We start from the raw sequence: 18,729 nt of genomic DNA on the forward strand, positions 1-18,729 counted from the left end.
ATGCCGGAGCTTCCCGAGGTTGCAGGCCTGGCCGGTTTCCTGGATGAGCACCTGCGCGGAGCGGTGGTGCGGAAGGTCCAGATCGTTTCGTTCGCCGTCCTGAAGACAGCGGATCCGCCGTTCACAGCGCTGGAGAACTGCACCGTCGCCGGCGTGCGGCGGTTTGGAAAGTTTGTCAGCATTGACACCGACGGGCCGTCGTTCGTCTTCCACCTCGCCCGGGCGGGCTGGGTCCGCTTCACGGACTCGCCCACAGACACCCAGCTCCGGATGGGAAAGGGCCACATCGCCATGCGGCTGGCGTTCACCGGGCCGGACGGCGCCCATGGCATGGATCTCACAGAGGCGGGGACCAAAAAGAGCCTAGCCGTGTACGTAGTGCGCGACCCCCAGGATGTGCCGGGCGTCGCGGCGCTCGGGCCGGACCCGTTCAGCGCAGCGTTCGACGCCGACATGCTGGCGGAAATCCTCGGCTCCACTTCCCAGCAGATCAAGGGCGTCCTACGGAGCCAGAGCGTGATCGCGGGGATCGGGAACGCCTACAGCGACGAGATCCTGCATGCTGCGAGGATCTCCCCCTTCGCCACCGCCAAGTCCTTGGACCGTGGCACGGTGCAAGTGCTTTATGACGCCATCCACAGCGTGCTCGGAACAGCCCTGGCCGAAGCCGAGGGCAAGCCACCCAGCGAGCTCAAGGACGTCAAACGCAGCCACATGCGGGTCCATGCCCGCACCGGCGAAGCTTGCCCGGTGTGTGGTGACACAGTCCGGGAGGTGTCTTTCGCGGATACTTCCCTGCAGTACTGCCCCACGTGCCAGACCAAGGGAAAGATTCTGGCCGACCGCAGGACGTCGAAGTTCCTGAAATAGGCCAGGCCGCGAAACATCCGAAAAGTGACGGCACAAAACAGAAGCGTCCCGGAGAAAATTCTCCGGGACGCTTCTGTTTTGGTCGGGCTGACAGGATTTGAACCTGCGACCCCTTGACCCCCAGTCAAGTGCGCTACCAAGCTGCGCTACAGCCCGTTAGTTCCGCCGTTCTCCGCTGCGTTTACTCCTGATGTTAGCCAGGATTTCAACTCAGCAGTCCGGCCGAACCACCTTGAAAAGCTTACACGATTCCGGAGGGTGCAAGTGACACTTTGCCGCCGGCACGCCCCCGGTGTGTCCTAATTAACGCTTCTTGCCGCGCTTTTCGCGGACGCGCATGTTGACCTCGATGGGCGTGCCCTCGAAACCGAACGTTTCGCGGAGCCTGCGGGTGATGAAGCGGCGGTAGCCCGGGTCCAGGAATCCGGTGGTGAACAGCACAAACTTCGGCGGCCGGCTGGACGCCTGCGTGCCGTACAGGATGCGCGGCTGCTTTCCGCCGCGGACCGGGTGCGGGTGCGCCGCCACAAGCTCGCCGAGGAAGGCATTGAGCTTGCCGGTGGGGATGCGCCGGTCCCAGTTCTCCAGCGCCAGGTCCAGGGCGGGAACCAGGCGGTCCTTGTGCCAGCCCGTCAGCGCGGAGATGTTGACACGTGGCGCCCAGGCCACGTGGGCCAGGTCCTGCTCGATTTCGCGCTCCAGGTAGGTGCGGCGTTCGTCGTCGAGCAGGTCCCACTTGTTGAAGGCCAGCACCAGGGCGCGGCCCGACTCGATGGCCAACTGCAGGATGCGGACGTCCTGCTCGCTGAGGACCTCATCCACCGCGAGAAGAACGACGGCGACCTCCGCCTTTTCGAGCGCGGCCTGCGTCCGGAGGGAGGCGTAGTAGTCGGCGCCCTGCGCCATGTGCTGGCGGCGGCGGATGCCTGCCGTGTCCACAAAGCGCCACGTGCGGTCGCCGAGGTCAATGAACTCATCCACCGGATCACGCGTGGTGCCGGCGGTGTTGTCCACTACTACACGCTCAGACCCTGCCAGCTTGTTCAGCAGTGATGACTTGCCCACGTTCGGGCGGCCGATCAGTGCGATGCGGCGCGGGCCGCCCGAGCGTTCCATGCCCTCAATCGTGGAGAACTCCGGCAGGGTGTCCATCACGTGGTCCAGGAGGTCGGCAACGCCGCGTCCGTGCAGGGCGGAGACGGGGTAAGGCTCACCGAAGCCGAGGCCCCACAAGGTAGCGGAGTCTGCCTCCTGGGCAAAGTCATCCACCTTGTTCGCCACCATGATGACGGGTTTCTTGCTACGGCGGAGCATCTTCATGACGCCCTCATCCGTGGCGGTGGCGCCCACCGCGGAGTCGACGACGAAGAGCACGGCGTCGGCAAGTTCCACGGCCATTTCGGCCTGCTCGGCCACGCGGGCGTGGATGCCGCGGGCATCGTGCTCCCAGCCGCCGGTGTCCACGACCGTGAAGTTGCGCCCGTTCCAGTGCGCCGAGTACATCACGCGGTCCCGCGTCACGCCGGGGGTATCCTCGACCACGGCTTCGCGGCGGCCCAGGATACGGTTCACAAGGGTGGATTTGCCCACGTTGGGACGGCCGATGATGGCAAGTACGGGATCGAGCTTGACCGGTCCGTCAAAGTCCTGGTCGTCGAATTCCCCGCTCAGCAGGGCGGCGTCCTCATCGTCGAGTTCGTAGTCGGCCAGACCGGCGCGAAGCGACGCGGCACGCAGCTCCGCTTCGTCGTCGTCCATGGCTGCCAGCCGCTCGGCCACCTGGTCCGTGCCGGTGGGCGTGTATTCGTCTTCGCCGGCGCCGGAGTGGCCGGAGGTTTGAGTCGTATCGCTCATTGCACTTTCCTTAGTGGTCATCTGCCGGCGTCCCGGCTACTGCTGTGAAGTTCGTGCGGAAATCCGCGTGGGGCAAAGGCTGCCCACTGTGTTGGATGGTCTCCTGGACGTGCCCCGCAAGCGCAGCGCGGATTTCCATTCCCGCCCTGTCCATTGAAGCACGGCCCGTTTCGCCGGGGTTGCGGCTGGGGGTCAGTGCGTTGCCGAAGCTGACGTGGAACCGCCGCCCTGGCCTGGGTACCGTGTCGAGGTGTTCGTTGCCCGTCCGGGTGCCGAGGATCGCCACGGGAACCACGGGGGCCCCCGAGTTCAGCGCCAGCCAGGCCACCCCGTTGTTGATGTCTGTTGCCTGGCCGCTCCCCCGGGTTCCTTCCGGAAGAATCCCGATGCAGCGGCCGGCGTCGAGCATGTTCTTGCCCAGCAGCAGCGCAGCCCGGTCCCCGGAGCGGTCAACCGGCAGCTGGCCGGAGGCCCGAAGGACCCGACCCAGCAAGCCCTTGAACATCTCCTTCTTGACCAGGATGTGCATGGGACGCGGCGACGCGCCGAACATCACCGGCCCGTCCAGGAAACTGATGTGGTTGCCGGCAAAAATCACCGGCCCGCCTGTAGGCACGTTGTCCCGGCCAGTGACGGACGTCCGGTACACCACATGGTCCAGGAGCCAGCCGACGGGCCGGCTCCAGGTCATGGTCAGGCCGGAGGGAAGCCGCACGCCGCGGTCAGTCACGGTTAAGCACCTTCGTGACGATCACGAGCGCCGCGTCCACGGTCTCGGCGAAGTCCAGATCGGAAGAATCCAGGGTGACAACACCGTCGGCAGCCTGGGTGAAGTTCACCACCGTGGAATCCTTGGCGTCGCGCTGGGTGACCTGGGCTGCGAGCTGCTCCGCATTCTGCGTGCCGCCCAGCTGGATGCCGCGGCGGCGAAGCCGGGCCTCCTGACTGGCCGTCAGCAGCATGCGGACTTCGGCGCCGGGCACCACGACAGTCGTGATGTCCCGGCCTTCCACCACGATGCGGCGGTGGTGCTTTTCAATAAGCTCACGCTGCCGGCGGATCAGTTCGGTCCGGGCACCAAGGGTGGTGGCCACTGCACTGACCGCCGACGAAATTGCCGGTTCACGGATGGCGTCCGTGACGTCGGTCCCGTTCACGCGGACGTATTCCTCCCGCGGTGTGGTGCTCAGTTCCAGGACCAGGTCCCGGGAAGCCTGCTCCACGGCGGCGGCGTCGCTGAGGTCAATTCCGCTGGTGACGCAGAACCAGGTCAGGGCCCGGTACATGGCGCCGGTGTCCAGGTAGGCAAGGTGCAGCCGGCGGGCCACTTCCTTGCTCACGCTGGACTTGCCGGAGCCTGACGGCCCGTCGATGGCAACCACCAGGGGCCTGCCGACGCGCAAGGCCGGAAGAGTGTCAAGAAGTTCTTGTGTCATTACTGCAATACCCGCCATCCGCGGTCGTTGAGTGCTTCGATCAGATGGTCATGCTTGTTCGGCAGCACGGACAGTTCCACCATGCCCACGTTCTGGCCCGAGGAATGGTCCAGCCGAAGGTCCTCCACGTTCACGCCGATCTCACCGATTTCTGTGAGGAGCTGCGCGATCTGTCCCGGCCGGTCATCCACGAGGACCGTCAGCCAGGAGTAGGCCTGCGGCGGGCCACCGTGCTTGCCAGGAATTCGGGCCTGCCCGGCATTGCCTTCGCTGATCAGCTGGGCCAGGTCAAGCCTGGCACCCGGCGCCAGCGGTTCCTCGAGCGTGCCGATCAGCCGGTTCAGGTCCTCGCGAACCCCGTAAAGGATCTCCACGACCTTCCCCGCGTTGCCGCCCAGGATCTGGACCCACAGCGTGGGATCGCTGGCGGCGATCCGCGTGACGTCCCGCAGGCCGTTGCCGGCGAGGGACAGCGCGTGAAGCGGCGTCCCCTGCAGCCGGCTGGCCAGCAGGGAAGACATGACCTGGGGCAGGTGTGACACCAGGGCCACAGCTTCGTCGTGTTCGTCGGCTGTGAACTGGGAAACCACAGCTCCCAGGTCCGTGGCCAGGGAATGCGCAGTCTGCACGGCAGCCGCGGATGACTCCGGGCCCGGACAAACCACCCACGGCATGGACGTGAAGAGCTCGCCGCGGGCCGCAACCGGCCCGGACTTTTCGCGCCCTGCCATCGGATGGGTGCCCACATAGCGGGTGAGGTCCGCGCGGCGGTCGCCCAACTCCGCCAGGATGGCGGCCTTGACGCTGGCGATGTCAACCACCACGGAATCCGGGTAGTCGGCAAGCGCACGTGCCACGACGTCGGCGGTCACGTCCGGCGGTGCTGCCACCACCACAAGCTCCGGCGCCCCGTCCCCGAGTTGGTCCAGGGGCTGGCCGGCACCGATGTCGACGGCCACTGCCTGGTTGGTCGGCGACGGGTCAGACAGGAACACGGGCACGCCGCGCCCACGCAGGCCCAGCCCGATGCTGGCACCGAGCACGCCGGTGCCAATCACCACGACCGGCCCATTGAGGTGCCCCCGCCCGTGGGAGCGAAATGCGGACATGCCTCAGAGTCCTACGGATGCCAGCAGGTGGCCGACTTCCTGCTTGCCAAGGTTGCGGATGCTGCCCTGGCGCTGGTCGCCCAGGCCAATGGGACCCACCTTGACGCGCACGAGGCGCAGGACCGGGAACCCGACGGCGTCGAACAGGCGACGGACAATCCGGTTCTTGCCCGAGTGCAGGATCACTTCGATCAGCACGTGGCCCGGAGTGGAGTCCACCAGCTTGAAGGAGTCAACCGAGGCAAAGCCATCCTCGAGTTCCACACCTTCCCGGAGCTGGGCGCCAACTCCCTGCGGGAACGGGCCACGGACCTGGACCAGGTAGGTCTTGGGGACCTCATAGGAAGGGTGGGTCAGCCGGTTGGCCAGTTCGCCGTCGTTCGTCAGCAGCAGCAGGCCTTCGGTGGCGACGTCCAGCCGGCCCACGTGGAACAGGCGTTCGCCCTGGTGGGTCTTCCGCACAAAATCACTGATGCAGGGACGGCCATCGGGGTCCTCCATGGTGGACACCACGCCCTTGGGCTTGTTGAAGACCATGTACACGAGGTTTTCATCCAGCTGGATGCGCAGGCCATCAACGTGGATGACCGCTGTCTTGGGGTCCACGCGGACACCAAGCTCAGTGACCACCTGGCCGTCGACTTCTACCCGGCCTTCGGCGATCATCTCTTCGCAGACGCGGCGCGAAGCCACTCCGGCCTGGGCCATGACCTTCTGCAGTCGGGTGCCGTCGGCGTCGTGCATTTCCGACTGCTGAGCGTCACCGCGGGGTCCACGCTTGCGGGCAGGCTTCCGCACAGGGCCAAGGTTCTGGCCAAACCGTTCGCTGCCGAAGGCGCGTGACGCCGCCGCCCCGGGCCTGCCGGTGCGCGGCTTGGGCTTGAGTGCGCCCGGGGTGCCGGGAGCTTTGTTGGCGCCCGGCTTGCGGGCAGCAGGCTTGCGCGCCGCTGTGCTGCCGGCTGGCTTCCAGTCGGAGGCACCGCGGCTGGCCGGTGACGACGCCGGGGCGTCGCCGGGATCCACAAATGGCTCCTCGCGAGGCCTCGGGGCCTTGTACGGCCGGTCGCCGCCGCCGAATCCGGCGTTGCGCTTGCCTGCGCCGGCGCGGAATCCGCCGCCCGCCGCGCTGGGGCGGCCGCTGCCGCCCTGTGCAGGGTTCCGGCTTGCGCCGCCCTGCGCCGGATTACGGCTGGCCGCTGGATTGCGGCTGGCGCCGCCCTGTCCGGCATTGCGTTCTGAACTGTTACGTCCCGAACTGTTACGTGGTGAACCCTGGCGTCCCGCCTGTGTCATGACCCGTCCTTCGTTATTTGGCCGGCTGGTTGTCCAAGAACAACCCTAGCCAGCCATGCAGAAATTATCTGCCCTTATGAATATTCGTGTGCGCACGCGGGATTTCCCGCCTACATTCTGTCGGCGTCGTAGAACTCCGCGATGCCCTCAAGCCCCGGAAGATGGGGTGAGAGCTGAGGCAGTTCCGCCGCGGAGCCGATTCCCATGCGTTCAAGGAAATACGACGTGGTCCGGTAGAGGATGGCTCCCGACTCAGGATCGTGTCCCGAATCTTCGATCAGCCCGCGCTGGGTCAATGTCCGTACGACAGAATCGACATTGACTCCTCGAATTGCAGACACCCGGGCCCTGGAGACAGGTTGGCGGTATGCGATGACAGCCAGTGTTTCCAAGGCTGCCTGCGTGAGCCTGGCCGTCTGACCCTCAAGCACAAACCGTCCGACGATCTCGGCGAAGTCTGCGCGGGAGTAGATCCGCCAGCCACCGGCGATGTTCCGCAATTCAAAACCCCGGGGGCTGGCGCTGAAACCAGCATCGCTGGCACTGTCCATGTCCGGGGCTTTAACAGTATAGCCGCTATACTCCCGCTGCAGTTCCGCCAGTAACTGCTCGACGACGGCGACGGTCAGGTTAAGCCCGGCCGCCAGCTCAGTAGCGCTGGCAGGTTGGTCCAGGACCATCAGGACCGCCTCAAGTGCAGCCTTGGCACCGCCCGGAAGATCCCGGACGTCCATTCCTGGCTCCGCCCCAGGCTCCGGAAGTTCTTGGCTCACGACAGTTCCTCGTATTCTTCGCTTAGGTTTTCTGTTGACCAGTCCCGGCCGTCCACCATCCAGTGCACGGTGAGATCCCCCAGGGGCGACACCTGGTCGAAGGAGACTGCCCTGTCCCGGAACATCTCCAGCAACGCCAGGAACCTGGCCACCACCACGAGGGTGGAATCGGCGTCGGCGATCAAGGTGCGGAAAGACAGGGGCTTCCCCAACTGGAGCCGGAGCCCCAGGATCTCGGCCTGTTCCTTCACGCTGACGGCACTGCCATGCAGGTGGGCAAGGCCCACCTCGGTGGGCCGCGGCGTCTTGGCCTTGAGGGCGGACTCGGCCAGGCGGGCGAACTGGTCCGGGGTGTGCTTCCACACCAGTTCCGGGAGCATGGCGGCAAAGTGCTCCTCCAAGGCAACCTGACGCGGAAACCGGCTGGCTTCCTGTTCCAGGGTTCCGGCCATCAGGGCTGCCACCTGTTTGAACGCCTTGTATTGGAGGAGCCTCGCAAAAAGGAGGTCCCGCGCTTCCAGTAGGGCGATGTCCTCGTCGTCCTCGACTTCACCCGCGGGCAGGAGCCTTGCGGCCTTGAGATCCAGGAGGGTGGCGGCGATGACCAGGAATTCGCTGGCTTCATCCAGCGCCCATTCCTCGCCGAGCTTCTGGAGCTTCCTGATGTACTTGATGAACTCATCAGTGACGGTGGCAATGGCCACCTCGGTGATGTCCAGCTGGTGCTTGGCGATCAGGCCCAGCAGGAGGTCGAACGGGCCGGTGAAGTTGGCAAGCCGCACCTCAAAGCCGGGTTTGGACTCGGCCACGGCGTGTTTAGGGTGCGCCGCCGCGCGAAATCAGCTCTTTGGCCAGGCGGCGGTAGGCATCGGCGCCGATGTGGCTGCCTGCGTAGCTGGTGATCGGCTCGGCCGCGACGGTGGCGTCCGCGAACTTGATGGAGCGTTTGATGACGGTTTCGAAGACTTTGTCGCCGAAGGCTTCGACCAGGCGGGTGATGACTTCGCGGCTGTGCAGGGTGCGGGCGTCGTACATGGTGGCCAGGACACCATCAACCTGCAGGCCGGGGTTCAGCCTGTCCTGGACCTTGTCGATGGTTTCCACCAGCAGGGCTACCGCACGGAGCGCGAAAAACTCGCAGATCAGCGGGATGATCACGCCGTGGGCGGCGGTCAGGGCGTTGACCGTCAGCAGGCCCAGGGAGGGCTGGCAGTCAATCAGGACGACGTCGTAATCGTCCTCGACTTTTTTCAGCGCCCTGTCCAGGACCTGCTCACGGGCGACTTCATTGACCAGCTGCACTTCTGCGGCGGAGAGGTCGATGTTGGCCGGCAGCAGGTCCACGTTTTCGACGCCGGTCTGGTGGATGGCGTCGCGGATGTCCACCTTGCGATCCATGAGGACGTTGTAGACCGTCAGGTCCAGTTCGTGCGGGTTGATGCCCAGGCCAGCGGACAGCGCGCCCTGCGGGTCGAAGTCAACCAGCAGCACCCTGCGGCCGTATTCAGCAAGGGCCGCTGCCAGGTTGATGGTGGATGTGGTTTTGCCAACACCGCCCTTTTGGTTGACCATGGCGATCACGCGCGCGGGACCGTGGGACGACAGCGGGGCGGGTTCCGGAAATTCGCGGTGGGGGCGCCCGGTGGGACCCATCACGGCGTCTTCCAGATCGAGTTCCGTGCCTTCCAGAGTTGCCGAACCCTGTTCGCTGCTCACGTATCTATCCACACTTTCGATGACGGTGATTTTCCTGCCGCTGGAACTCCAGCGCCGATCCTGCTTTCCACCTAGGCTACAGGCCCCGACACGGTATTCGAGGGAACTTGACTTTGCGTGGATTCTGAGCCTTTACCTTCTGGTAGAGGTCGAAGGTTAGCCTGCCGCACGCAGGAACCGCCCGCACAGCCGGGGCTGTGCGGGCGGTTGGAGGGTTTTGTTTTGGCCTGCCGGCCAGGCTTTCGCCTGGCCCGCTGCCTAGACGGTGACCGGGAGCGGCTTGGCCTCTGCAGAGTGGCCGGCCGGCTCGCCATGGCCTGCGATCATGGTCTGCTCGTCAAAGGGCTCCTGCCCGGACAGGACGCGGGTGACCTGGTCACCGTCGATCTCCTTGACCCAGGTTCCGATCAGGAGGGTGGCCACAGCGTTGCCCGTGAAGTTGGTCAGAGCGCGGGCTTCAGACATGAAGCGGTCGATTCCCACGATCATGCCGACGCCGCCGAGAAGCTCAGGCTTGTGGGCCTGCAGGCCGGCGGCCAGCGTGGCCAGGCCTGCACCGGTGACACCGGCTGCACCCTTCGAGGCGATGATCATGAAGATCAGCAGCGACAGCTGGGCGCCGAGATCCAGCGGGGTTCCCATGGCGTTGGCTACGAACAGGGACGCCATGGTCAGGTAGATGGCGGTGCCGTCCAGGTTGAAGGAGTAACCCGTAGGTACGGTGACGCCAACGACCGGCTTGGACACACCCAGGTGTTCCATCTTGGCGATCAGGCGCGGCAGCGCTGCCTCGGAGGAAGAGGTGGAGAAGATCAGGAGGTATTCACGGCCCAGGTACTTCATCAGCTTGAAGATGTTCACACCGGTCACCGCCTGCAGCAGGCCGCCGAGGATCACCACGATGAAAAGGGCGCACGTGATGTAGAAGGCGGCCATGAGGGTGAACATGCTCACGATTGCCGCGAAACCGGTGGCACCAACAACAGCAGCGATGGCGCCGAAGGCGCCCACCGGAGCAAGCCACATGATCATGATGAGGATCCTGAACACAACCACCTGGCCGTGGCCGATGGCTTTGAGGACAGGAGCGCCCTGCGGGCCCATTTTCTGGAGGGCGAAGCCCACGAGGATGGCGGCGAAGAGTGTGGGCAGGACGGGAATGTCGCCCGGAATGATGCCCAGGAGGAAGGCAACGGTGCTGTCGACTTCAGCCTTCTTGTTGGGGTCGTAGGCTGCCAGCTTCAAACCCTCACCCGGGTGGATCAGGTTGCCGACCACGAGGCCGATACCCAGTGCGAAGGTGGACATCAGGATGAAGTAGCCAAGGGCCAGGCCACCCACCTTGCCAACGGTGGCGGCCTTGGCGATGGAGCCGATGCCCAGGACGATCGTGCAGAAGATGATGGGTGCGATCATCATCTTGATGAGCTTGATGAAGCCGTCGCCGAGCGGCTTCAGGGATTTGCCGACTTCGGGGAACAGCAGGCCGACGAGGGCGCCAAGGATCACGGCGGCAATGACGGCAATGTAGAGGTAGTGGGATTTGTCCAGGCCCTTGCGCCGCGTCTTCACGGTGCCGAGCGACTCTCCTCGTTGAGAGGCCATGATGTGTCTCCTTATGGATAATCTGGTAGACGCTGCGGCGCATTCTCTGGGCTCACCGCGTCGGTCCGGTGTGATATCCATCATTGGCCACACCGTGACTTAGCTCACTGTTGCGTTCATATTGGTCATGGGAGGTGCTTGATGTTCCACCGCTGGAGTATCGCCCGCAGGCTGTTCGTGGCGAATCTGCTGATTGTGCTGGCCTTCATTGCGGTGGCGGGCACCGCAACGTTCGTCGATGCCAGGGACCGGAGCTATGAAGAAGCCGGCCGACGGATGGCCGGTGTTGCCGCCGCCGTCGCCGCCAATCCCCTGGTCCTCCAGGCCGCGGACCAAACGGATCCGTCGGCGTTGCTCCAGCCCTACGCCCTGGATGTCATGGCCGGATCCGGAGCGGACTTCCTCACCATCATGGCGCCGGACAGGACGCGGTGGACGCACCCCCGGGACGAGGAGCTGGGCAGGCCTTACATCGGCTCCATCGAGGCGTCGCTGCGTGGCGAAGTTTTCACCGAGGTCACAACAGGAACGCTGGGGCCGTCGGTGCGGACTGTTGTTCCTGTCCAGGATGCCGCGGGGAACGTCAAGGCGCTGGTTTCCGCCGGCGTCACGGTCCGGACAGTCGACGTGGCACTTTCCGGCCGGCTGCCCGCACTGCTGGTCCTCGGCCTGGCCCTGCTCGTGGGCGGATCCTTGGCGTCCTGGCTGTTGGGCCGCTACCTGCGCCGCGTGACCAGGGGGTGGGGGCCGGAGCAGCTGGCGCAGCTGTTCGCCTACTACGAATCGGTCCTGCATTCCGTGCGTGAGGGGCTGATCCTGATCGACACCAAGGGCCGGGTAGTGATGTACAACGACCAGGCCGCTGAGCTGCTGGGACTGGAGCCGCGCGATTCGGAAGACGATCCGTCCCGGCCGCCCTCCCTGACGGACCTCCCGCTGGCCCCGAGCCTGAAGGAACTCTTTCAATCCGGCCGCACGGCCCACGATGAAATCCACCTGACGGGCCCGCGGATCGTGGTGGTGAACCAGGGCCCGGCCGTCGGACCCGACTCCCCGGGCCTCCGCCGCCCCGCGGTGTTCGGCACCGTGGCCACCATCCGGGACCGGACGGAGATCGAATCGCTGGGCAGTGAACTCGAAACGATGCGGACGCTGTCCGACGCCCTCCGCGCCCAGACCCACGAACACGCCAACCGGCTGCACACCATGGTTTCGCTGCTGGAGCTGGGCCGGACCCGGGAGGCCTTGGAATTCGCCACCAAGGATCTCGAACTGAGCCAGCAGCTGACCGACGAGATGGTGAGTTCCGTGGACGAGCCGGTCCTCAGCGCCCTGATCATGGGGAAGGCCGCCGAAGCGAATGAGCGCGGAGTGAAGCTGACGCTCTCCACCGAGGGGTCCGCGTCCGTTGCCGGCCTGGCTGTCCAGGACCTTGTCACCATCCTGGGAAACCTCCTGGACAACGCGATCGACGCCGCCGCGGATGGCGCGGCTCCCAGGACGGTGGAGCTGACCGTGGAGTCCGATGCCGAGGGCCTGGACATCACTGTGGCGGATTCCGGCCCCGGCGTGGACCCCGCCGCCGTGGAGGACATTTTCCGGCACGGCTTCAGCACCAAGGCCTCCGGTCCGTTCGGACGCGGCATTGGCCTGGCCCTCGTCCGCCAGGCCGTGCAGCGCCTGGACGGTACCATGACCATCACAGGCAAGGACGGCGCACGCTTCCATGTCTTCCTGCCGGCCATGGCCGCCGGGACCGACAAAGAGGAGCAGCTCCAGTGACCGATATCCGCGTCCTCGTGGTGGAGGACGAACCGGTGGCCTCGGCCGCGCACGCGGCCTATGTGGGCAGGATGGCTGGGTTCACTGTTGCCGGGACGGCCCCTGACGGCCAGTCCGCGCTCAGGCTCCTGACGGATCTGGCGGCCGCCGGCCAGCCGGTGGAACTGGTCCTCCTCGACATGAACCTTCCGGACCTGCATGGCCTGGACATCGCCCGGCGGATGCGTGCGGCAGGAATCCTGGCGGACATCATTGCCATCACAGCAGTCCGGGAAGTGGCGATTGTCCGCAGCGCCGTCGCCATCGGCGTGGTGCAGTACCTGATCAAGCCCTTCACGTTTGCCACGTTCGAAGACAAGCTCTCCAGCTACCGGCTGTTCCGGCAGCAGCTGGCCTCCCCGGAGGCCGGTGCTGGCAGGACCGGCGCCTCCCAGAGTGAGGTGGACCAGGCCTTCGCAAGCCTCCGGGCGCCGTCGGAACTGCCCCTGCCCAAGGGCCTCTCAGTCTCCACTCTCGACTCGGTCCAGGCCTACCTGAAACAGCATTCGGAATCTGTTTCAGCTACGGAAGTCATGGCCGCCCTGGGCATGTCCCGCGTGACGGCCAGGCGCTACCTCGAATACCTCGCCGACGCCGGCCGCGTTTCGCGAGCGCCCCGCTACGGCACGCCCGGCCGGCCGGAGAACGAATACGGCTGGAAGCGGCCCTGATCCTACAGAGTCTGTGGCTAGGCAGCGGAGATGGCTTCCTTGAGGGCCCCCAGCGCCAGAGTCACTGATGCGGCGTTTGCGTTCGGGCCCATCATTCCGATCCGCCAGATGCTGGAAGTGTACTTGCCCGCCCCTGAGCCAATCTCGATGCTGAAGTGCTCCAGCAGATGGCGGCGTACGGCCGCGGAGTCGACGCCGTCCGGGACCTTGACAGTGGTAAGGCTGGGCAGCCGGTGGCCCTCGGCCGCGAACAGCTCAAGTCCCATTTCCTGGAGCCCCGCCTGCAACGCGGCACCTGCCGCGCGGTGGCGCGCCTGGACCGCGTCCAGTCCCTCGGCCAGGATTCGTTGCAAGCCCGCCTCGAGGCCGGCGATCATGGTGACCGGCGGCGTGTGGTGGTAGGTTCGGCCGCTGCCGCTGGCGGCCCCGACGTAACCGCCGAGCAGACCGACGTCCAGGTACCAGGAGCGGGGATTCCTGATCCTTCGCTCGAACGCCCTACCCGACATGGTGAAGGGCGACAGCCCTGGCGGCACGCCGAGGCATTTCTGGGTACCGGCATAGCCGACGTCGATTCCCCAGTCGTCTGCAAGGAGTTCCAGCCCGCCGATGGATGTCACAGCGTCGACAATGAGCAGCGCCTCGCCCTTGTTCTGCCCGAGCGATGCGACGTCGGACAGCACCCCAGTTGACGTTTCGGCGTGGACGGCCGCAATCACCTTCGGCCGCGGGTGGGCCGCCAGGACGCGTTCGACGTCGACGGGCGTGCCCCATTCGTGGTCTACACGAACCACGGTGGCGCCGCAGCGGCGGGCCACCTCACACATGCGCTCACCGAAGAGGCCGTTGACGGCGATCACTGCCACATCGCCGTCGTCCACGGTGTTCACAAAAGCCGCTTCCATGCCGCCGGAACCGGTGACGCTCAAGGGCAGCGTACGGGCATTCTGAGTCCCCCAGACCGTGCGGAGGCCTTCGCAGGTGTTGTCGAGCCGTTCAATGAAGACCGGATCCAGGTGCCCAATCACCGGATGCGCCAATGCGGCGGTCACTTCCGGGTAGCAGTTGCTCGGTCCCGGACCGAACAGGAACCGCGAGGTCAAAGCCTGTGGCATTGGAACTCCTTCGTTGGGGCTCTTGCCCTTGTGGGGCCGGTCAGTGCTTCGGTGCGACGGCGATGTGCTCGCCGTCGACGGCCCCGAACGGCGTGTGGCGGTCCATGATCAGCAGGTAGGTGACGGCGGCCAGGATCGCGCCGACGAACCAGGAGAAGCCGGAGATATAGGTGAACGCCGGGACGAGAGCCAGTACCAGCGCGACGATGGCAGCCGGTGTGCCCGCGATGACGGCCTTCCGGTTGACGCCACGGGTGTAGGCATACGCCCCGTCGGGGGAGTCCGAGTACAAATCCGGAATGTTGACCCTGCCCTTACGGACCAGCCAGTAATCGGCCATGATGACGCCGAACAGTGGTCCCAGGAGGGCGCCCAGCCCGCCGAGGAAGTAGACGATGACCACGGGCGAGTTGTACAGGTTCCAGGGCAGGATCACCAGGCCGATCACCGCGGAGATAATGGCTGCGCGGCGGAAGTTCAGCGTCCGCGGGAAAAGGTGGGCCAGCGTGTATATGGGTGCCACGAAGTTGGCCATGAGGTTCACGGCCACCGTCAGGATGATCAGGGCCAGGCAGGCCAGCACCAGCAGGAGCGTGTTCGGGATGGCGTTGACGACGTCGGTGGGCGACTCGATAACCGTGCCGTCGATCTTGTACTGGGCGCCGGCGAGGACAACGACGATGGCGGCGAAGAAGAGCATGTTGATGGGGATGCCGAAGAAGTTGCCCCGCACCACCGACCGCCTGGACGGCGCGCCCCGGGTGAAGTCGCAGAAGTTCAGTACGAACGTCCCGTAAACGACCACCCACAGCGCTGCCGACTGGAAAATCCGCACCCACATCACCGGGCCTGTCAGTGAGTCAGCGGTGGACCAGGCGATGGTCCCGCCGGCTTCCACCAACATCCAGACGGCCAGCGTGAGCATGGTGACCAGGATGATGGGGCCCGCGAAGGCCTCGTACTTGCGGATCATCTCCATGCCGAAGCTCACGATCACCGTCTGCAGCGCCCACAGTGAAACGAACGAGATCCAGCCCAGGGTCGAGAGCCCGAGGAACGAGTCTGTATCGAGCGGTGCCAGGGAAGGTGCGAGGGCTAGGATCAGCACCCGGAGCACCACCGAGGCCAGATAGGTTTGGATGCCGAACCAGGCGACGGCCACGGCGCCGCGGATGATGGCGGGGATATTGGAGCCCCGGATGCCGAACGCGATCCTGCTCATGACCGGGAACGGTACGCCGGTCCGCTCGCCCATGAACCCCGAAAGGTTCAGGAGAAGGAACAGCAGGACGGCGCCGAGCAGAAAGGCGAGCATGATCTGCCAGGCGCCCAATCCCAGGGCGAACAATCCGATGGCAAACACGTAATTGCCCAGCGAGTGCACGTCGTTCGCCCAGAGCGTGAAGATGCTGTAGGCGTGCCAGGTGCGCCCCTGGCGCGTGGTGGGCGCCAAGTCCTCGTTGTAGAGCCGGGGGCTCACGCCCGCGGGCACCCGGACCCGAGTGGATGGCTCCCCCCTCACGATTTCCTCGACCGCGGGGTCACCGGTGCCCCACGGCTCAGGGTCAATCAGATGCGGATGCCCGTGCTCGTCATGCGCGCCGGGATCGGTTTGGTGGGACATATAGACCTCCGTGTGGCGGAGAGGGCGTTGCGGGTGCGGAGCGGTGTGGACGGGAACTGGTGCCGCGGACACGTTAACCGTGGGTCAGGTCATAGTCAAGGCTTCTTGGCGTCCGCGGGAATTAAACGGCGCCTTCTGGCCGGAGCACACCCAGCAACTGCCCGATCACCTCGGGATCCTCAATCGTTGAGGGCACAACGTACTCGTCGCCGTCGGCAATCTGGCGCATGGTCTTGCGCAGGATCTTCCCTGACCTGGTCTTGGGGAGTGCTTCGACCACTGTTGCGTGCTTGAAGTCGGCCACCGGTCCGATGTCCTTCCTGACAAGGGCGATCAGCTCGCGGACCACCTCGTTCTCGTTGGCGGTCACGCCTGCCTTGAGCACCACGTAGCCGCTGGCGCGCTGCCCCTTGAGGGGATCCGCCACGCCGATCACGGCACATTCGGCCACGGCCGGGTGGCTGGCGATGACCTGCTCAATCGCACCGGTTGACAGCCGGTGGCCGGCCACGTTGATGATGTCGTCCGTCCGGCCCATCACAAAGACGTAGCCGTCGGCATCCCGGTAGCCGCTGTCGCCTGTGGCGTAGCTGCCTTCAAAGGCCGCAAGGTACGAGGACACATAACGGTCGTCGTTCTGCCAGAGGGTGGTCAGGGTACCGGGAGGCAAGGGAAGCTGCAGGACAATATTGCCCTCCTCCCCCGGCTGCACCGCCGCCCCGGAGCCGTCCACAATCTTCAGTTCGAAGCCGGGCATGGGCACGGTAGGTGACCCGGGCTTGAAGGGAAGGTCCTCCAGCCCGCGTGGGTTGGCGCAGATGGCCCATCCGGTTTCGGTCTGCCACCAATGGTCCACGACCGGAACACCCAGGACCTCACCTGCCCAGCGGTAGGTGTCCGTGTCCAGCCGCTCGCCAGCGGCAAACAACGTGCGCAGCGTGGAAGTGTCGTAGTTGGCCAGTTCCGCAGCATGGGGGTCGGCCTTGCGGATCGCGCGCAGGGCGGTGGGCGCGGTGAACAGGACGTTGACCTTGTGGTCCTGCACGACGCGCCAGAATGCTCCCGCATCAGGGGTCCCCACGGGCTTGCCCTCGTAGAGGACCGTGGTGGCACCCGCCAGCAGCGGGCCATAGACAATGTAGGAATGCCCCACCACCCAGCCGACGTCGGACGCTGTCCACATCACGTCACCCGGACCGACGTCATAGATGTTTGCCATGGTCCAACTGAGCGCCACGGCATGCCCGCCGTTGTCCCGCACGACACCCTTCGGCGTGCCGGTGGTGCCCGAGGTGTAGAGGATGTAGAGGGGGTCGGTTGCTGCGACGTCCACTGCTGCCGCCGGGGCGGCAGCCTCAATGCACCGGTCCCAGTCCAGCCAGTCCGGATACTCGGAGGCCAAGTGCACAAAGCCTTCCCGGCCCTTGACTATGACGGGCGTCTGCCCGGCACCGGCGAGTTCGAGCGCTTCGGCAACCGCAGGAAGATACTCCACCCGGCGTGAGGGCTCAATCCCTCCGGACGCCGTCACAATCGCGGCCGGACCGGCATCCTTGATGCGGGCGGCGAGTTCCTTGGGCGCGAACCCGCCGAAGACCACCGAATGCACGGCCCCGAGCCGGGCCGTCGCCAGCATCGCGATGGCGGCCTCGGGAATCATGGGCATGTAGATGACCACCCTGTCCCCTTTGCGGACTCCCTGCGAGCGCAGCACTCCCGCGAACCGCGCCACGAGGTCCGTCAGTTCGGCGTAACTGTACGTGCGCTTGATCCCCAGCATCGCGGAGTCGTAGATGAGGGCATCCTGGTCCCCGCGGCCGGCCTCGACGTGGCGGTCCAGGGCGTTGTAGCTGGTGTTGAGCATGCCGTCGGGAAACCATTGGAACAGCGGGGCGGCCGATCCCTCAAGCGCGGTTTCCGGCGTCCTGGACCAGGTCACGCCGCCTGCTGCCTCAAGCCAGAAGGCGTCCTTCTTTTCGATGCTGCGCGAATATGTTTCCCGGTAATTTCCGCTGACCATCATGGGCTCCCGTTCACGTCGCTGTGTTGCCACCATGCTATGCGGGCAACCCGCACCAGACAAGGTCTATGTATACATAACTGCGGCTATTTCGCAGATAGACTCGCTTTTGCTGGGTCTTTCGGCAATTCCTGTATACACTGGTGCCCATGAGCAGATTGACGGGAGGGACCATGCGTGCCAGCGACAAAGCTTACGCAACGCTTCGCGAAGACATTATCGAATGGCGCCTGGCACCCGGAACGGTCCTTGCCGAAGTGGAGCAGTCGGAACGCCTCGGCGTCTCACGCACTCCCGTCCGGGAGGCGCTGAGCCGGCTCAGCGCGGAAGGACTGACGACGGCGGCGGGCGGCCGCGGCGTCGTCGTCACTGACATCTCACTGGAGGACATCGACGAGATGTTCGAGCTCCGCGAAACCCTGGAGGGCAAGGCAGCCGCCCTCGCGGCCGTTCGCGGCGAGCGCGCGGTCTTTGAGAAACTCCACGCGGATCTCCTGAGGGCGCAGGAGCTGATCAACGACGCCGATCCCGCCCGGCATGAGTACTACGCCCTGGTGGGCCGGTTGGATGAGGCGATCGACGCCGCCATCTCCAACTCCTACCTCGCCCAGGCGATGCGCAGCCTGCGTGTCCATCTGGTCCGGGTCCGCCGCCTCGCCGCCGATGACGCCCCGCGACTGCACGCGGCCGCCGTCGAACACGCGGCCATCGCGGAGGCCATCGCCGCAGGCAACGCCAGGCTCGCCGAGGCAGCCACCACCATGCACCTGCACCGCAGCCTTTCCCACGTCAAAGCTACGCACCCACACCACTAAGAAGGAG

Annotated in this window: 16 protein-coding genes and 1 tRNA gene; 4 read left to right on the plus strand and 13 right to left on the minus strand. The window is 65.5% G+C overall.

All coding sequences use genetic code 11. The annotated features are described in order from the left end of the window. On the plus strand, nt 1–870 hold the full coding sequence (locus ASG77_RS05715) for an Fpg/Nei family DNA glycosylase (RefSeq protein WP_056342328.1): 870 nt from the start codon (nt 1–3) through the stop codon (nt 868–870). Between the two features lie 79 nt (nt 871–949). On the opposite strand, the gene ASG77_RS05720 is transcribed toward ASG77_RS05715, so the two are convergent. From ASG77_RS05720 to ASG77_RS05765, 10 genes are all read right to left on the minus strand, one after another. Then, nucleotides 950–1,026 (minus strand) — tRNA-Pro (locus ASG77_RS05720). Nucleotides 1,027–1,173: 147 nt separating this feature from the next. Next, nucleotides 1,174–2,724, minus strand: coding sequence for a ribosome biogenesis GTPase Der (der, locus tag ASG77_RS05725; protein ID WP_056342331.1), 1,551 nt, complete (start codon nt 2,722–2,724; stop codon nt 1,174–1,176). A gap of 10 nt (nt 2,725–2,734) precedes the next feature. Further along, complete coding sequence (locus ASG77_RS05730) at nt 2,735–3,415, minus strand: lysophospholipid acyltransferase family protein (protein WP_056342435.1); 681 nt, start codon at nt 3,413–3,415, stop codon at nt 2,735–2,737. A gap of 31 nt (nt 3,416–3,446) precedes the next feature. Continuing rightward, on the minus strand, nt 3,447–4,160 hold the full coding sequence (gene cmk, locus ASG77_RS05735; RefSeq protein ID WP_056342334.1) for a (d)CMP kinase: 714 nt from the start codon (nt 4,158–4,160) through the stop codon (nt 3,447–3,449). After that, complete coding sequence (locus tag ASG77_RS05740; RefSeq protein ID WP_056342336.1) at nt 4,160–5,269, minus strand: prephenate dehydrogenase; 1,110 nt, start codon at nt 5,267–5,269, stop codon at nt 4,160–4,162. Before ASG77_RS05740 ends, cmk begins: the two co-directional genes overlap by 1 nt. A gap of 3 nt (nt 5,270–5,272) precedes the next feature. Continuing rightward, nucleotides 5,273–6,562, minus strand: a complete 1,290-nt coding sequence (locus ASG77_RS05745; RefSeq protein ID WP_056342340.1) for a pseudouridine synthase — start codon at nt 6,560–6,562, stop codon at nt 5,273–5,275. Between the two features lie 110 nt (nt 6,563–6,672). Further along, entirely contained in the window at nt 6,673–7,296 is a 624-nt protein-coding gene (gene scpB / locus ASG77_RS05750) for an SMC-Scp complex subunit ScpB (protein WP_056342343.1), read from the minus strand. Between the two features lie 35 nt (nt 7,297–7,331). Continuing rightward, nucleotides 7,332–8,144: a segregation and condensation protein A gene (locus ASG77_RS05755; protein ID WP_056342346.1), complete on the minus strand. Its 813-nt coding sequence runs from the start codon at nt 8,142–8,144 to the stop codon at nt 7,332–7,334. A gap of 7 nt (nt 8,145–8,151) precedes the next feature. Further along, nucleotides 8,152–9,051 (minus strand): ParA family protein, encoded by a 900-nt coding sequence (locus ASG77_RS05760; RefSeq protein ID WP_056342349.1) that lies wholly within the window; start codon nt 9,049–9,051, stop codon nt 8,152–8,154. Nucleotides 9,052–9,309: 258 nt separating this feature from the next. Continuing rightward, complete coding sequence (locus ASG77_RS05765) at nt 9,310–10,656, minus strand: cation:dicarboxylate symporter family transporter (RefSeq protein ID WP_056342351.1); 1,347 nt, start codon at nt 10,654–10,656, stop codon at nt 9,310–9,312. 141 nt (nt 10,657–10,797) lie between these two features. Between ASG77_RS05765 and ASG77_RS05770 the strand changes: the two genes are divergently transcribed. Then, entirely contained in the window at nt 10,798–12,438 is a 1,641-nt protein-coding gene (locus ASG77_RS05770) for a sensor histidine kinase (RefSeq protein WP_056342354.1), read from the plus strand. Continuing rightward, complete coding sequence (locus ASG77_RS05775) at nt 12,435–13,148, plus strand: response regulator (protein ID WP_056342355.1); 714 nt, start codon at nt 12,435–12,437, stop codon at nt 13,146–13,148. The genes ASG77_RS05770 and ASG77_RS05775 overlap by 4 nt, the downstream gene beginning before the upstream one ends. 17 nt (nt 13,149–13,165) lie before the next feature. Here the strand turns inward: ASG77_RS05775 and ASG77_RS05780 are convergent, their stop codons facing one another. The 3 genes from ASG77_RS05780 to ASG77_RS05790 form a co-directional block, all read right to left on the minus strand. Next, the gene (locus ASG77_RS05780) at nt 13,166–14,263 is read right to left on the minus strand and encodes a pyridoxal-phosphate-dependent aminotransferase family protein (RefSeq protein WP_056342358.1); all 1,098 of its coding nucleotides are present in this window, start codon (nt 14,261–14,263) and stop codon (nt 13,166–13,168) included. A 40-nt stretch (nt 14,264–14,303) separates the two neighbouring features. Next, nucleotides 14,304–15,887, minus strand: coding sequence for an NCS1 family nucleobase:cation symporter-1 (locus tag ASG77_RS05785; RefSeq protein WP_082575862.1), 1,584 nt, complete (start codon nt 15,885–15,887; stop codon nt 14,304–14,306). A gap of 121 nt (nt 15,888–16,008) precedes the next feature. Beyond that, nucleotides 16,009–17,907, minus strand: coding sequence for an AMP-binding protein (locus tag ASG77_RS05790; RefSeq protein ID WP_056342361.1), 1,899 nt, complete (start codon nt 17,905–17,907; stop codon nt 16,009–16,011). 173 nt (nt 17,908–18,080) lie between these two features. Here ASG77_RS05790 and ASG77_RS05795 point away from each other — a divergent pair, with 173 nt between their 5' ends. Beyond that, entirely contained in the window at nt 18,081–18,722 is a 642-nt protein-coding gene (locus ASG77_RS05795) for a GntR family transcriptional regulator (protein WP_056342365.1), read from the plus strand. Nucleotides 18,723–18,729: the final 7 nt, after the last annotated feature.

The organism is Arthrobacter sp. Soil762, from assembly GCF_001428335.1.
Lineage (GTDB): Bacteria > Actinomycetota > Actinomycetes > Actinomycetales > Micrococcaceae > Arthrobacter.